This window comes from Pseudomonas sp. LJDD11, assembly GCF_024584215.1.
Classification (GTDB): domain Bacteria; phylum Pseudomonadota; class Gammaproteobacteria; order Pseudomonadales; family Pseudomonadaceae; genus Aquipseudomonas.
Window position 1 is genome coordinate 135,498 of sequence record NZ_JANJFL010000002.1, and the last position, 14,157, is coordinate 149,654.

The 14,157-nt window shown below is 60.0% G+C and carries 14 protein-coding genes; 10 read left to right on the forward strand and 4 right to left on the reverse strand.

What is annotated here, in order from left to right; translation table 11 throughout:
* The first annotated feature begins 252 nt into the window (after positions 1–252).
* Both NRB16_RS03165 and NRB16_RS03170 read left to right on the forward strand, forming a co-directional pair.
* On the forward strand, positions 253–927 hold the full coding sequence (locus NRB16_RS03165) for a response regulator (protein WP_045488390.1): 675 nt from the start codon (positions 253–255) through the stop codon (positions 925–927).
* Complete coding sequence (locus tag NRB16_RS03170; protein WP_045488392.1) at positions 917–2,293, forward strand: sensor histidine kinase; 1,377 nt, start codon at positions 917–919, stop codon at positions 2,291–2,293. Before NRB16_RS03165 ends, NRB16_RS03170 begins: the two co-directional genes overlap by 11 nt.
* A 68-nt stretch (positions 2,294–2,361) precedes the next feature.
* Here the strand turns inward: NRB16_RS03170 and NRB16_RS03175 are convergent, their stop codons facing one another.
* From NRB16_RS03175 to NRB16_RS03185, 3 genes are all read right to left on the reverse strand, one after another.
* On the reverse strand, positions 2,362–3,183 hold the full coding sequence (locus NRB16_RS03175; RefSeq protein WP_253113367.1) for an HDOD domain-containing protein: 822 nt from the start codon (positions 3,181–3,183) through the stop codon (positions 2,362–2,364).
* 64 nt (positions 3,184–3,247) lie between these two features.
* A complete protein-coding gene (locus NRB16_RS03180; protein WP_257105453.1) occupies positions 3,248–4,189 on the reverse strand; it encodes a folate-binding protein YgfZ in 942 nt (313 codons plus the stop codon).
* A 91-nt stretch (positions 4,190–4,280) separates the two neighbouring features.
* A complete protein-coding gene (locus tag NRB16_RS03185) occupies positions 4,281–4,541 on the reverse strand; it encodes a transposase (RefSeq protein WP_257105454.1) in 261 nt (86 codons plus the stop codon).
* Between the two features lie 72 nt (positions 4,542–4,613).
* On the opposite strand from NRB16_RS03185, the gene NRB16_RS03190 reads away from it, so the two are divergent.
* Positions 4,614–4,868 (forward strand): succinate dehydrogenase assembly factor 2, encoded by a 255-nt coding sequence (locus NRB16_RS03190; protein WP_045488395.1) that lies wholly within the window; start codon positions 4,614–4,616, stop codon positions 4,866–4,868.
* Positions 4,852–5,301 carry a protein YgfX gene (locus NRB16_RS03195; RefSeq protein WP_257105455.1) on the forward strand — a complete coding sequence of 150 codons (450 nt, stop codon included), beginning with the start codon at positions 4,852–4,854 and terminating at the stop codon, positions 5,299–5,301. Before NRB16_RS03190 ends, NRB16_RS03195 begins: the two co-directional genes overlap by 17 nt.
* A gap of 1 nt (position 5,302) precedes the next feature.
* Here the strand turns inward: NRB16_RS03195 and nadB are convergent, their stop codons facing one another.
* Positions 5,303–6,919 carry an L-aspartate oxidase gene (gene nadB / locus NRB16_RS03200; RefSeq protein ID WP_257105456.1) on the reverse strand — a complete coding sequence of 539 codons (1,617 nt, stop codon included), beginning with the start codon at positions 6,917–6,919 and terminating at the stop codon, positions 5,303–5,305.
* Positions 6,920–7,396: 477 nt separating this feature from the next.
* Here nadB and rpoE point away from each other — a divergent pair, with 477 nt between their 5' ends.
* From rpoE to lepB, 6 genes are all read left to right on the forward strand, one after another.
* Positions 7,397–7,978: an RNA polymerase sigma factor RpoE gene (rpoE, locus tag NRB16_RS03205; RefSeq protein WP_045488402.1), complete on the forward strand. Its 582-nt coding sequence runs from the start codon at positions 7,397–7,399 to the stop codon at positions 7,976–7,978.
* Positions 7,979–8,010: 32 nt separating this feature from the next.
* Positions 8,011–8,595, forward strand: a complete 585-nt coding sequence (locus NRB16_RS03210) for an RseA family anti-sigma factor (RefSeq protein WP_257105457.1) — start codon at positions 8,011–8,013, stop codon at positions 8,593–8,595.
* Between the two features lie 17 nt (positions 8,596–8,612).
* Positions 8,613–9,578, forward strand: a complete 966-nt coding sequence (locus NRB16_RS03215) for a MucB/RseB C-terminal domain-containing protein (protein WP_257105458.1) — start codon at positions 8,613–8,615, stop codon at positions 9,576–9,578.
* Between the two features lie 307 nt (positions 9,579–9,885).
* A complete protein-coding gene (locus NRB16_RS03220) occupies positions 9,886–11,316 on the forward strand; it encodes a DegQ family serine endoprotease (protein WP_257105459.1) in 1,431 nt (476 codons plus the stop codon).
* A 172-nt stretch (positions 11,317–11,488) separates the two neighbouring features.
* On the forward strand, positions 11,489–13,285 hold the full coding sequence (gene lepA / locus NRB16_RS03225; RefSeq protein ID WP_045488415.1) for a translation elongation factor 4: 1,797 nt from the start codon (positions 11,489–11,491) through the stop codon (positions 13,283–13,285).
* Positions 13,286–13,295: 10 nt separating this feature from the next.
* A complete protein-coding gene (gene lepB / locus NRB16_RS03230; RefSeq protein ID WP_045488418.1) occupies positions 13,296–14,153 on the forward strand; it encodes a signal peptidase I in 858 nt (285 codons plus the stop codon).
* Positions 14,154–14,157 lie beyond the last annotated feature (4 nt).

The window sequence follows — 14,157 nt, forward strand, 5'->3', positions numbered from 1 at the left end:
GCAGCCATGCATGGCGTGGTCATGAGTAAATCCTTTTTATTTTTCTTGTTATGCAGATGCTCGTTGGCACCTTGTGGAACGCTCAGCTTTCGGGCGTTTGCGCGATGCTAAATCACCAACCTTTCACTAACCTTTCAATGTTGGTTGCCAAATGAACCAAGCAACCTCAAATTGTTTCGGGGCTTCACAGCCATGTACGCCCCTGTACACTCCAGCCGACTCACCCCCTCAAAGGCATTTCTGGAGACCACGATGCGCGTGCTGTTCGTCGAAGATCATCTGCAACTGGCTGAAAGCGTATCCCGGGCGCTCAGGTTGGCCGGGCTGACCGTCGATGTTTTGCACGACGGCGTGGCGGCAGACCTGGCGCTGAGCAGCGAGGAGTATGCAGCGGTGGTGCTGGATGTCGGCCTGCCGCGCATGGACGGTTTCGAGGTGCTCGCCCGCCTGCGTGGACGCGGGCGTCATACGCCGGTGCTGATGCTCACCGCGCGCAGCGATGTCAAAGACCGCGTGCACGGCCTGAACCTGGGCGCAGATGATTACCTGGCCAAGCCGTTCGAGCTGTCCGAGCTCGAAGCCCGGGTCAAGGCGCTGCTGCGGCGCAGTGTGCTGGGCGGTGAGCGGCAGCAGCGCTGCGGTGCGCTGGTCTACGACCTGGATACCCGACGCTTCACCATCAACGGCGAACTGCTGACCCTGACCTCCCGCGAGCAGGCTGTGCTGGAAGTGCTGATTGCCCGCTCGGGAAGGGTGATGAGCAAGGAGCAATTGGCCGGCCAGGTGTTCGGCCTGGATGAAGAAGCCAGTCCGGATGCGATCGAGATCTACATTCATCGGCTGCGCAAAAAGCTGGACGGCCACTCGGTGGCCATCGTGACCTTCCGCGGCCTGGGCTATCTGCTGGAAAGCCGCGATGCGCAATGACAGCCTGCGCTGGCGGTTGCTCTGGAGCCTGGCGCTGCTGCTCACGGTACTGATGCTGGCCAGTGGCATGAGCGCCTACTGGAACGGTCGGGAAGTGGCCGACACCGCCTATGACCGAACCTTGCTGGCCTCGGCGCGGACCATCGCGGCCGGCCTGACCCAGCGTGATGGCACCCTCAGCGCCGAGATTCCCTACGTGGCGCTGGATACCTTCGCCTACGACAGCGAAGGGCGCATCTACTATCAGGTCAATGACATCAACAAGCGTCTGATCTCGGGCTTCGAGAATCTGCCTTCACCGCCGCCCGGCACCTTGCGCACTGATGACTACCCGGCGCTGGCCAGCTTCTATAACGGTGTTTATCGTGGGCAGGATGTGCGGGTGGTGAGCCTGCTCAAGCCGGTCAGCGAGCCGGGCATGAACGGCATTGCGGAAATTCGGGTGGCCGAAACCCAGGAGGCGCGGGTCGGCATGGCTCGCAGTCTGATGGCCGACACTTTGTTGCGGCTGGGGATGCTCGGTGCCGGTGCCATGTTGCTGGTGTGGTTCACCGTCAGCGCCGCCTTGCGTCCGCTGGAGCGTCTGCGCAGTGCGGTGGAAGACCGTCAGCCGGATGACTTGCGGCCACTGCCGATGGTTGAGGTCCAGCACGAATTGCGCCCGCTGGTCAGCTCGCTGAATCACTTTACCGAGCGCCTGCGCCATCAGTTCGAACGCCAGGCGCAGTTCATCGCCGACGCGGCCCATGAGCTGCGCACCCCGTTGGCGGCGCTCAAGGCCAGAGTCGAGCTGGGCCTGCGCGAGCATGACCCGCAGCAGTGGCGCAGCACGCTGGAGTCGGCGGCGCAAAGCACCGACCGGCTCACCCATCTGGCCAATCAGCTGTTGTCGCTGGCGCGAATCGAAAACGGCGCACGGGCGATTGCCGAGGGGGGCGCGCAGACCCTTGATCTCAGCCAGTTGGCCCGTGAGTTGGGCATGGCCCTGGCGCCGCTGGCCCATGCCCGGGGCGTGGCCCTGGCGCTGGAAGCTGACGAGCCGGTCTGGCTGCGTGGCGAACCCACCCTGCTTAACGAATTGCTCAGCAACCTGCTCGACAACGCCATGGCTCACACGCCTGCTGATGGCAACGTCGTGCTGAGGGTCATCGCCCCTGGCATTCTGGAAGTCGAAGACGACGGCCCGGGCATCCCTGAAGCAGACCGTGAGCGGGTATTCGAGCGCTTTTATCGGCGTAATCAGCAGAGCGCCGGAACTGGCCTGGGCCTGGCGATCGTCGGCGAGATCTGCCGGGCGCACCTGGCGCAGATCTCGTTACATGACGGGGAGCAGCGGGGCTTGAAGGTGCGGGTGAGTTTCCCGTAGGAGGGACCGGACGGCGATCCGCTTTAGCCGCGAAGCGTTCTCTGTAGCGGCCGCGATGCAGGGTGCGGTCAGTACAGCATCCTGCTGGCCTCATCCATGTGCACGCTCAGTTGTCCGCCAGCCGGGTCAAGCCCTAGCTGGGTAAAGGCCGGAAGGTCGACGATGTCTACCTGCGCCAGTGGATGGCTGGTGCCTCTGTTGATGTGTGCGCTGGCCACTTGTACCAGGTCGATGTAGTCCGCTTTTTTCGATACTCGATCCAGACTCTGGAACTGGCTTGGCACATTGGCCAGCGACTCCTGGAAATCCCAGGTGCATAGCAGGCGTTCGCCGATGGTCGGGTGGATATTGTCGATGACATGGTTGAGGCTGACCGGATCGGCCAGCAGCTCGAAGTGGTCTTCGGCATAGGTCAGGATCGGCAGGATCCCGATCAGGTGTACCAGCCCGGCCAGGGTGGCCTGGTCCGGCTTGAGATGATGATGCCGCTGGCTCAGCGAATAGCAGATGCCGGCCACTTGCAGGCTCTGTTGCCAGATTTCACGCATCTTCTGTTCGATCACCGGCGACTTGGCGTGGAACATCTGCTCCACTACCAGGCCGATGGCCAGATTGCTGGTGTAATTCACGCCAAGACGGCGAATGGCCGAAACCACGTCGCTGATCTCTACCGCACCACGCAGCATCGGGCTATTGGCGACCCGGATCAGGCGCGCCGACAGTGCTGTGTCGTTGCCGATGACTCGGCTGAGTGCGGCCACACTGATTTCGGTATCTTCCGCAGCCTGACGAATCTTCAGAGCTACCTCCGGCAAGGTTGGCAGGAACAAGGCATCCCGTTCAATCGCTCTGATCAGGGCCTTTTGTACCTCGGCAGCCATGTTGCTCATGTCAAATCTCGTAGCTGTGGGCTTTTATATGTATACGGCGGGCTTGCAGGCCCGCCGGATTGGCTCAGCGCTGGATTTCCAGCTTGCTGTCCAGGCTGTAAGGCAGATCCAGAAGCTCCAGAGCCGGTCCTTCGGCACTGCCCAGGTGAACCTGGCCGCCCTCGATGGCGTTATCCTGCAGTACGGCCAGCAGTTCAACACCGTTGGCGGCCCGTGCGGCGATCACCACATTGCCTACTGCGCTGGCATGCACCGGTGAAAACAGCGCGGCGCCTGGCTCGGGGATTTCCTCGGCTTGCAGGCTCAGGCGATATAGATGACGTTTGAGCTTGCCCAGGTATTGCATGCGCGCGACGATTTCCTGGCCGGTGTAGCAACCTTTCTTGAAACTGACCCCGCCGACTGCCTGCAGATTGATCATCTGCGGGATGAATTCTTCGCGGGTCGCAGGCATCACCTGGCCAATACCTGCGCGGATCTGGCCCAGCAGCCAGTCGTTGAGCGAGCCTTGCGGCAGTTGCGCAACCAGTTGCGCCTGAACCTGAGCGGCCTGTTCAGCTTTGACCCAGAGTTCGGCCCGGCCGGGGCTGACTCGTGTGGCGAGCAGTTCGTTGACCTGCACCAGGCTGTCAGTATCGGCTGGCAGTTCCAGACCCAGGCTGCGCAGCGCATCGTCGCCATCTTGCAGGCCGAAGCGCACCCAGGCAGCGCTTTCGTCGGTCAGTTTGGATTTGGAAAACACCGCGTACTTGCGCAGGTCCAGCAGCTGCGGCTCGATCAGTTCGCTGGCCATGGCCAGCAGGCAGCCATCGGCTTCAAAGAGGATGCGGAAACTCGACTGCATCCGGCCTTTCTGGGTGCAGCGCGCACCGAGCCCGGAGCGGGTTGCGCTCAGGTAGTTGATATTGCAGGTCAGTTGCCCCTGAAGGAACTTGCCGGCGTCTACGCCGCGTACTGCCAGAACGCCCTCATGGGACAGCGTGCAGAAAAAAGCTGATTCGGCCATGGTCATCGCAAAATCTAAAAGGAATGACCTACATCATAGTGGTCTGATGACGATAAAGGTATATGCAAGGCTTTTTGACATCCTCCCCGCCCTAAGGAGCGGGGATTCCTACCGCTAGACGGCGATGCCCCGCCGCAAGAATGTTCCGGGCCGCGTTTACATCGCGGTCGTGGGCTGTACCGCAGCACACGCAAGTCCATTCTCTTATTTGCAAACCGGCTCTACCTTTCGGACTGCTGGTGGAAATGCTTCCGCAGCACGAGCACGTCTGGGTGGTATAGCAGGCCCCCAGCAGACGCCTGCGGCGTCCGCGTTCTCGACTTCGGGCTAAACCTCGAGGCTTCTCGCGCATATGGCGACATAGCCTGATTCGAGCCAGGTCACAAAACCTGTATACTCGCCGCCTGATTTCGAGGAGCGTTTCATGGTCGACGATGTAGAGCTCAATCGCCTGTTCTGGCACAGCCGTCGTGGCATGCTGGAGCTGGACGTACTGCTGGTCCCGTTTGTCCGGGAGGTTTACGCGAGCCTGAACGAGGTCGACCGCGCCTTGTATCGTCGGCTGCTTGAATGCGAAGACCAGGACATGTTCGTCTGGTTCATGCAGCGTGGCGAATCTGACGATGCCGAGTTGCAGCGCATGGTGCGTATGATTCTGGATCGTGTCCAGCCGAAGTAAGGGTTTTGAATGCCGTTGGCAGGCTTCCAGGAGTTTGCTGACGGCTTACCTCGTGGCCCAGGCGCTGGCTTGGCTGGCTCTTTGGCAGCTTGATGGTGCGGTTCTGTTGACCCTGTTCGGCTGGCTGGTCTGTGCCGGGCATGCGGCCTGGGTCTTGCCCAGAGCCATTCTGCTCAGCCATGCCCGGGCATTTCGGGGTGTGCGCCATGGCCACGATGGCTGGCAGGTCTGGAGCGAAGCACGTGGCTGGCAGCCCGTGCAGATTGTTGCCGACAGCCTGGCTCTGCCGCTGATCATCGTCTTGCGCTTTCGTCCGCGAGCAGGGCAGGGTAGTGGCTGGTTGACCCGCTCTGTATGTATTCCCCGTGATGCGCTGGCGCCGGATACCCACCGACGCCTGCGCGTGTTGCTCAGGTTTGCCCGTCACGCCTGAGTCAGGGGGTGTAGTTGCCCGGCACCAGTACGGTGTCTTTCGCTTCTGCCAGCATATCCGGGAAGTCCAGCGTGTAATGCAGCCCTCTGGATTCCTTGCGCTCCATCGCGCAGCGGATCATCAGTTCCGCCACTTGGGCGAGGTTGCGCAGTTCGATCAGGTCGCGGCTGACTTTATAGTTGCTGTAAAACTCGTCAATCTCATCGAGCAGCAAACGTACCCGGTGCTCGGCGCGTTGCAGGCGTTTGTTGGTGCGCACAATGCCTACGTAGTCCCACATGAAACGCCGCAGCTCATCCCAGTTGTGCGCGATGATCACATCTTCGTCCGAGTCGGTTACCTGGCTGGCATCCCAGCCTGGCAATTGGGCAGGCATATCGATCTGGTCGAGTTGCCCCACGATATCCGCCGCTGCCGAACGGGCGTAGACGAAGCACTCCAGCAGTGAGTTGCTGGCCATGCGGTTGGCGCCGTGCAGGCCGGTACAGCTGGTCTCGCCGATGGCGTACAGGCCGGGCACGTCAGTGCGACCATGGCTGTCAACCACCACGCCACCACAGGTGTAGTGCGCCGCCGGCACCACCGGGATCGGCTCGCGGGTAATGTCGATGGAAAACTTCAGGCAACGCTCATAAACCGTCGGGAAGTGCGATTTGATGAACTCGGCCGGTTTGTGGCTGATGTCCAGATAAACGCAGTCGACGCCCAGGCGTTTCATCTCATGGTCGATGGCCCGGGCCACGATGTCGCGAGGCGCCAGTTCGGCTCGCTGGTCGAAACGCGGCATGAAGCGTTCGCCATTGGGCAGCTTGAGCACCGCACCTTCACCGCGCAACGCTTCGGTGACCAGAAAGCTCTTGGCCTGCGGGTGATACAGGCACGTGGGGTGGAACTGGTTGAATTCCAGGTTGGCCACCCGGCAGCCGGAGCGCCAGGCCATCGCAATCCCGTCGCCTGAAGCGCTATCCGGGTTGCTGGTATAAAGGTAGACCTTGGCCGCGCCGCCCGAGGCGAGAATGGTGAAGCGCGCTGCATGGGTGTCGACTTCGCCGCTGTTGCGGTTGAGCACGTAAGCGCCCAGGCAGCGTTGGCCTGGCAGGCCCAGGCGCGGCTCGGTGATCAGGTCGACGGCCACGCGCTGTTCGAGCAGCTCGATGTTGGGGCGTTGCCGGGACTGTTCCAGCAGAGTCCTGAAAATCGCGGCTCCCGTGGCATCGGCGGCGTGGATGATGCGCCGATGGCTGTGGCCGCCCTCACGGGTCAGATGAAACTCGAACCCTTGAGGCCGTTCGTCGCCTTCCCCGCCACGGGTAAATGGCACGCCCTGTTCGATCAGCCACTCGATGGCTTCGCGGCTATGCTCGACGGTAAAGCGCACGGCGTCTTCGTTGCACAGTCCGCCACCGGCGTTGAGCGTGTCTTCGACGTGCGACTGCACGGTGTCGGTATCATCGAGCACCGCAGCCACACCGCCCTGGGCCCAGAATGTCGAGCCGTCGGACAGGTCGCCCTTGCTCAGGACGGCAATGCGCAAATGCTCGGGTAAGGTCAGGGCCAGGCTCAATCCTGCCGCGCCGCTGCCAATGATCAGGACATCATGCTGAAAATGTTGGCTCATGTATGAATTCCGCGTAGAGCGGCCACTAGTATAAGTAAGGTGGGATCGGCACAATACCCGCGCTTTCATGGCATTGTGAGACCAGAGGCGGGTCCGGATTGTGCGCCAGACTCCGGGTGCGTGCATACCGTTTTTCAGTGTGGTCGTTGTCGATTGCCTGAGTGTCACTGCATGCAGGCGCTCACGCCTGCGGTTATTGGTGCAACGGGAACTTTTCAATGAGCCACGTGCTCAATAGCAGGATGCCTGTAAAGGGACAGCGTCGGCCATGCGCGAGCAGTATCCGCGGCTGATTCGACGTAAAGATTATTTGGCGCAGCCGGCTTCGTTCGTGCTGCGTTTTTCGTGCGGGGCAGCTCAGTGTCCGCAGGAAACTTTGCCTGAGGGGGGAGAACTTTTGTCAAAAGCCCGAGTCTATGTTTGCAAGCCTGAACGATGGCAGTTGCAACACTCCTTCAGGCTCAATGAGGAGTGTTCATGCTAACCCAGGAAGAGGATCAGCAGCTGGTAGAGCGCGTTCAGCGCGGCGACCGGCGAGCATTTGATCTGTTGGTGCTGAAGTATCAGCACAAGATTCTCGGGTTGATCGTGCGTTTCGTGCACGACACCCATGAAGCTCAAGACGTTGCGCAAGAAGCCTTTATCAAGGCCTACCGCGCGCTCGGCAATTTTCGCGGCGACAGCGCCTTCTACACGTGGCTGTACCGCATCGCCATCAACACGGCGAAAAACTATCTGGTGTCCCGCGGTAGGCGGCCACCGGACAGCGATGTGAAATCTGAAGACGCGGAGTTCTACGATGGCGATCACGGCCTCAAGGACATCGAGTCGCCGGAGCGTGCATTGTTGAGGGATGAGATCGAGGGCACCGTGCATCGAACCATCCAGTTACTCCCGGAAGATTTGCGTACGGCTCTAACTTTGCGCGAATTCGACGGTCTTAGTTATGAGGACATTGCGAGCGTCATGCAATGCCCGGTGGGTACCGTGCGTTCTCGGATTTTCCGCGCTCGGGAAGCCATCGATAAAGCCCTGCAGCCGTTGTTGCAGGAATCCTGAGACAGCGGCGCTAGCCAAGAGAGGAACCCGCCATGAGTCGTGAAGCCCTGCAGGAATCGCTGTCCGCGGTAATGGATAACGAAGCGGACGAACTGGAATTACGTCGGGTATTGAATGCCATTGACGATGCTGAGACTCGCGCCACCTGGTCGCGTTATCAGGTAGCACGTGCAGCGATGCACAAGGAGCTCCTGATGCCTCACCTGGACATCTCGGCGGCTGTATCGGCAGCGATCGCCGATGAGGCCTCGCCACTTAAGCCCGGTCGTGGTCCATGGCGGACTCTCGGTCGCCTGGCTGTCGCCGCATCGGTGACCGTGGCGGTGCTGGCTGGCGTACGTCTGTACAACCAGGATGAAATTGCCGGTGCACAACTGGCCCAACAGAACCAGCAGCCAGTGAACCTGTCTGTCGCTCAGCCGCAAGGCCCGGCAGTTCTGGCTGGCTACACCACTGAGCAGGCCGGTCCTGCTGCCAATGGTGCGGTCGAAGGTCAGGCAGGTGCTGATGATCAGCGTGTGCCGGGTTATCTGCGCCAGCACGCACAACAGGCCGCACTGAAAGAAACTGAAAGTGCACTGCCTTATGCCCGTGCAGCGAGTCTGGAAAACCGCTAATACCGCTAAGGAAACCTATGCGAGCCACTCCTCTACTATTACCTTTGTTGTTCAGTGGATGGCTAGCCGTTCCAGCGTATGCTGACAATGCGCAAGATCTGCTCAAGCGTCTTGCGCAAGCCGAGCAGCAGCAAAGCTTTCAAGGGGCCTTCGTCTACGAGCGTAACGGTAGCTTCTCTACCCATCGCATCTGGCACAGGGTCCTTGATGGCAAAGTCCGTGAGCGTCTGCTCCAACTCGATGGTTCTGCCCAGGAAATCGTGCGTGTCGATGGTCTGACGCAATGCGTCAGCGGCACGCTCGTAGAGGGGCTGGCCAACCTTCCGGATCCTTCGGGTCGGGTTCTCGATGCGCGTAAATTATCTGCCTGGTACGACATGAAAGTCGCTGGAACCTCTAGGGTTGCCGGGCGGCCTGCCACGATTCTGGTCATGTCGCCCAAGGATCAGCACCGTTACGGTATCGAGCTGCATCTGGATAACCAGACCGGCATGGCCCTCAAATCGCTGTTGCTCAGTGAGCGGGGCGTGTTGCTGGAGCGCTTCCAGTTTGTCGACTACGACTCTGCGCGGCCGATTGAAGACAAGGTCTTGCAAGCCAGTGGGGACTGTCAGCCTCTGCAGGTGGCAAAGAGCAAACCGGTTGAAAAGCCCGTGGTTTCCAATGCCTGGCATACAGACTGGCTGCCGTCGGGCTTCGAGCTGACCAATCAGTCGGTTCGCGAAGAGCAGGGCAGTCATACGCGGGTCATCAGTCAGCTATACGGCGACGGTCTGGCGCGCTTCTCGGTATTTGTCGAGCCGGTTGACGGTACCCGGTCTTCTGACATTCGTACCCAGTTCGGTCCCACGGCGGTGGTGTCGCGTCGTCTGGGCGTCGGGCAGAACGAGGCGATGGTCACTGTGGTCGGCGAGATTCCCGTCGGCACTGCCGAGCGTATCGCGTTGTCGATGCGTCACTCCGATACGCCTGCCAGTAAATGAGGCGAGCGGGCAGCCGTTGCGCAGAATGTAAAAGGTTTCACTTTGCGCCCGGCTGTCCTGCGGCCTACGATTTGCCTGAGCTGGAAATAAACCGCTGAAATGTTTGGTGAGCTTTGCAAGTTGCAATCAAACGCGTTTTTTTCTATAGGTCACAGCTTTGCAGCTCTGGCCTTTGTCGTTTCTGGCATTGTCAGAAATGAGTCCGGCCGGAATCTGAATCCAGAGCGCGGTGCCTGGGCCTAAGGGCCAGGTTCATGGAACAGTCGCTTTGTATTGCTTAACTTTGCTCGTCAGGAACGGGAGCCGTATGTCGATACTACGCTTGAAATCTTATTTCTCAGTCATGGCTGCTGTGCTGGTGCTGGGTCAGGCTGTTGCTGCTAAGGCCGAGGACCTGCCGGATTTCACAGGGTTGGTCGAGCAAGCTTCGCCAGCGGTGGTGAACATCAGCACCCGCCAGAAAATGCCAGAGCGTGGCATGGCCAGCCAGCAGATGCCGGATCTCGAAGGCCTGCCGCCGATGCTTCGCGAGTTTCTTGAGCGCGGCATGCCGCCGGGGCAGCGTGCGCCGGGGCGTGGCGATCGCCAGCGCGAAGCGCAGTCATTGGGGTCGGGCTTCATCATTTCCAATGACGGTTATGTGCTGACCAACAACCACGTGGTTGATGGTGCCGATGAAATCATTGTCCGCCTGTCTGATCGCAGCGAGCTGAAGGCCAAGCTGGTGGGGACCGACCCGCGCACCGACGTTGCGGTGTTGAAAATCGACGGCAAGGACCTGCCGGTCGCCAAGCTGGGCAGCACCACCAACCTCAAGGTCGGTGAATGGGTGCTGGCCATCGGCTCACCGTTCGGCTTCGATCACTCGGTGACCAAGGGTATTGTCAGTGCCAAGGGGCGTAGCCTGCCGAACGACACTTACGTGCCGTTCATCCAGACTGACGTAGCGATCAATCCGGGTAACTCCGGCGGTCCGCTGTTCAACATGAAAGGCGAAGTGGTCGGTATCAACTCGCAGATCTTCACCCGTTCCGGTGGTTTCATGGGCTTGTCGTTCGCCATCCCGATCGATGTGGCCATGGATGTTGCCAATCAGCTCAAGGCGACCGGCAAGGTCAATCGCGGCTGGTTGGGCGTAGTGATTCAGGAGGTCAACAAAGACCTGGCGGAGTCTTTCGGGCTTGATCGTCCGGCGGGTGCGCTGGTCGCTCAGGTGCTTGAGGACAGCCCGGCCTCCAAGGGCGGGCTGCGGGTGGGGGATGTGATCCTCAGTGCCAACGGCCAGGCTATTGTCATGTCGGCTGACTTGCCACACCTGATCGGTAACCTCAAGGACGGTAGCAAGGCCGAGCTGGAAGTGATCCGCGACGGCAAGCGTCAGAATCTGACCATCACTGTGGGCGCGCTGCCTGACGAAGGTCAGGAAGAGGGTATCCCGGGCACCGGCGCCGAGCGCAGCAGCAATCGCCTGGGTGTGTCGGTGATCGAGCTGACCGCCGAGCAGAAGAAGAGCCTGGAGCTCAAGGGCGGCGTGGTCATCAAAGAAGTGCAGGGCGGCCCTGCCGCGCTGATCGGCCTGCGTGGCGGAGATGTCATCACCCACCTGAATAATCAGGAAGTGGTGTCGGCCAAGCAGTTTACCGAGGTGGCCAAGAGCCTGCCGAAGAACCGTTCGGTGTCCATGCGCGTGTTGCGTCAGGGCCGGGCCAGCTTCATTACCTTTAAGCTAGCGGAGTGATTCACTCAGGCTGAGAAGAAAAGAGGGCGGCGCAAGCCGCCCTTGTCGTGCCTGTAGCCGGCAGACAGGGGAGGGCGTTGCGGCAAACGTGACGCCTGCGCTTCGGTTCAGGTACAATTCCCGGCTATTTTTCGGCGGGCGACCTGCCTGCGACTTTTTTGAGTGTTGATCCGTGAGTGATTTGAGTCATATCCGCAATTTCTCCATCATCGCCCACATTGACCATGGCAAGTCGACGCTGGCCGACCGCTTCATCCAGATGTGCGGCGGTCTGTCCGACCGTGAGATGGAAGCTCAGGTCCTTGACTCCATGGACCTGGAACGTGAGCGCGGTATCACCATCAAGGCGCACAGCGTCACCTTGTACTACAAGGCCAAAGATGGCATCACCTATCAGTTGAACTTCATCGACACGCCAGGCCACGTCGACTTCACCTATGAGGTCAGCCGTTCGCTGGCGGCCTGTGAAGGCGCACTGCTGGTGGTCGATGCCGGGCAGGGTGTTGAAGCCCAGTCGGTAGCCAACTGCTACACCGCCATCGAGCAGGGCCTGGAAGTGATGCCGGTCCTCAACAAGATGGACCTGCCGCAGGCCGACCCGGATCGGGTCAAAGACGAAATCGAAAAAATCATCGGTATCGATGCCACCGACGCGGTGGCCTGCAGTGCCAAGAGCGGCATGGGTGTGGATGAAGTGCTCGAACGCCTGGTCGCGACCATTCCGGCACCCACCGGCGATATCGACGCGCCGCTGCAAGCCTTGATCATCGACTCCTGGTTCGACAGCTACCTCGGCGTCGTGTCGCTGGTGCGCGTGCGTCAGGGCCGGGTCAAGAAGGGTGACAAGATTCTGGTCAAGTCCACCGGCAAGGTGCACCTGGTCGACAGCGTTGGCGTGTTCAACCCCAAGCACACTGCCACCGCTGATCTGAAGGCCGGTGAAGTGGGCTTCATCATTGCCAGTATCAAGGAAATTCTCGGTGCCCCGGTGGGCGATACGCTGACCCTGAGCACGACCCCTGAGGTCGATGTACTGCCAGGTTTCAAACGTATTCAGCCGCAGGTCTATGCCGGCCTGTTCCCGGTCAGCTCCGATGATTTCGAAGATTTTCGCGATGCATTGCAGAAGCTGACCCTCAACGACTCCTCCCTGCAGTACGCGCCGGAAAGCTCCGATGCGTTGGGCTTCGGTTTCCGTTGCGGCTTCCTGGGCATGCTGCACATGGAGATCATCCAGGAGCGTCTGGAGCGCGAGTACGACCTGGACCTGATCACCACCGCGCCAAGCGTGATCTTCGAGCTCAAGCTCAAGACCGGTGAAACCATCTACGTCGACAACCCGTCCAAGCTTCCTGATGTGTCGTCGGTAGAAGACTTCCGCGAGCCGATCGTCCAGGCCACCATTCTTGTGCCGCAAGAGCACCTGGGTAATGTCATCACCCTGTGCATCGAAAAGCGTGGCGTACAGCGCGACATGCAGTTCCTGGGCACCCAGGTACAGGTGCGTTACGACCTGCCGATGAACGAAGTGGTGCTGGATTTCTTTGATCGCCTGAAATCCACCAGCCGTGGCTATGCTTCGCTGGACTATCATTTCGATCGTTACGAATCGGCCAACCTGGTCAAGCTCGATGTCCTGATCAACGGCGACAAGGTCGATGCCCTGGCGTTGATCGTGCACCGTGACAACGCCGCCTACAAAGGCCGTGCGTTGACCGAGAAGATGAAAGAGCTGATCCCGCGGCAGATGTTCGACGTGGCCATCCAGGCTGCCATTGGTGGTCAGGTCATTGCCCGGACAACGGTCAAGGCACTCAGAAAGAACGTATTGGCCAAGTGTTATGGCGGTGACGTCAGTCGTAAGCGCAAGCTGCTCGAGAAGCAGAAGGCCGGTAAGAAACGCATGAAGCAGGTCGGTAACGTGGAGATTCCACAGGAAGCCTTCCTCGCAGTGCTCAGGTTGGAATAGTCAGGGTCCTATGTCGTCACTAAATTTCCCGCTGTTGTTGGTCATCGCTGTATTCGTCTGCGGCGTGCTCGCGCTGCTTGATCTGGTCTTCCTGGCGCCACGGCGCCGGGCGGCCATTTCCAGCTATCAGGGCAGCGTCGGTCAGCCGGACATGGCGGTCGTTGAGCGCTTGAGCAAAGAGCCGCTGCTGGTCGAATACGGCAAGTCGTTCTTTCCGGTGCTGTTCATCGTGCTGGTATTGCGCTCGTTTCTGGTTGAACCCTTCCAGATTCCATCGGGCTCGATGAAGCCGACCCTCGACGTGGGCGATTTCATTCTGGTCAACAAGTTCTCGTACGGTATCCGCCTGCCGGTGCTCGACAAGAAGGTGATCCCGGTCGGTGATCCGCAGCGTGGCGATGTCATGGTGTTTCGCTACCCGAGTGATCCGAGCGTCAACTACATCAAACGTGTAGTGGGCTTGCCGGGTGACCAGATTCGCTACACCAGCGACAAGCGGCTGTTCGTCAATGGCCAGCCAGTCGCCAGAACCCTGATTGGCAGCGAGCCGGGCACGCTGGGCAGCGCTGAGCTGTACAGCGAGAAACTCGGTGAGGTCGAGCATCAGATCCGTCAGGAAATGAGCCGCTACCGTACGCCGCCTGACACCGAGTGGAGTGTACCGGCCGGCCACTACTTCATGATGGGCGACAACCGTGACAACTCCAACGACAGCCGTTACTGGGATGATCCCAATATTCCCAAAGACGAGCAGGGCATGGTTCCTGACCGCAATATCGTCGGCAAGGCCTTCGCGGTCTGGATGAGCTGGCCTGAGCCCAAGCTCAGCCATTTCCCTACGTTCTCACGGGTAGGGTTGATCAAGTAATTAC

Bases quoted from the DNA above. Each gene is read 5' to 3' on its own strand.
- NRB16_RS03165 (WP_045488390.1), top strand. From the start codon at position 253: ATGCGCGTGCTGTTCGTCGAAGATCATCTGCAACTGGCTGAAAGCGTA.
- NRB16_RS03170 (WP_045488392.1), top strand. From the start codon at position 917: ATGCGCAATGACAGCCTGCGCTGGCGGTTGCTCTGGAGCCTGGCGCTG.
- NRB16_RS03175 (WP_253113367.1), bottom strand. From the start codon at position 3,183: ATGAGCAACATGGCTGCCGAGGTACAAAAGGCCCTGATCAGAGCGATT.
- NRB16_RS03180 (WP_257105453.1), bottom strand. From the start codon at position 4,189: ATGGCCGAATCAGCTTTTTTCTGCACGCTGTCCCATGAGGGCGTTCTG.
- NRB16_RS03185 (WP_257105454.1), bottom strand. From the start codon at position 4,541: ATGCGCGAGAAGCCTCGAGGTTTAGCCCGAAGTCGAGAACGCGGACGC.
- NRB16_RS03190 (WP_045488395.1), top strand. From the start codon at position 4,614: ATGGTCGACGATGTAGAGCTCAATCGCCTGTTCTGGCACAGCCGTCGT.
- nadB (WP_257105456.1), bottom strand. From the start codon at position 6,919: ATGAGCCAACATTTTCAGCATGATGTCCTGATCATTGGCAGCGGCGCG.
- rpoE (WP_045488402.1), top strand. From the start codon at position 7,397: ATGCTAACCCAGGAAGAGGATCAGCAGCTGGTAGAGCGCGTTCAGCGC.
- NRB16_RS03210 (WP_257105457.1), top strand. From the start codon at position 8,011: ATGAGTCGTGAAGCCCTGCAGGAATCGCTGTCCGCGGTAATGGATAAC.
- NRB16_RS03215 (WP_257105458.1), top strand. From the start codon at position 8,613: ATGCGAGCCACTCCTCTACTATTACCTTTGTTGTTCAGTGGATGGCTA.
- NRB16_RS03220 (WP_257105459.1), top strand. From the start codon at position 9,886: ATGTCGATACTACGCTTGAAATCTTATTTCTCAGTCATGGCTGCTGTG.
- lepB (WP_045488418.1), top strand. From the start codon at position 13,296: ATGTCGTCACTAAATTTCCCGCTGTTGTTGGTCATCGCTGTATTCGTC.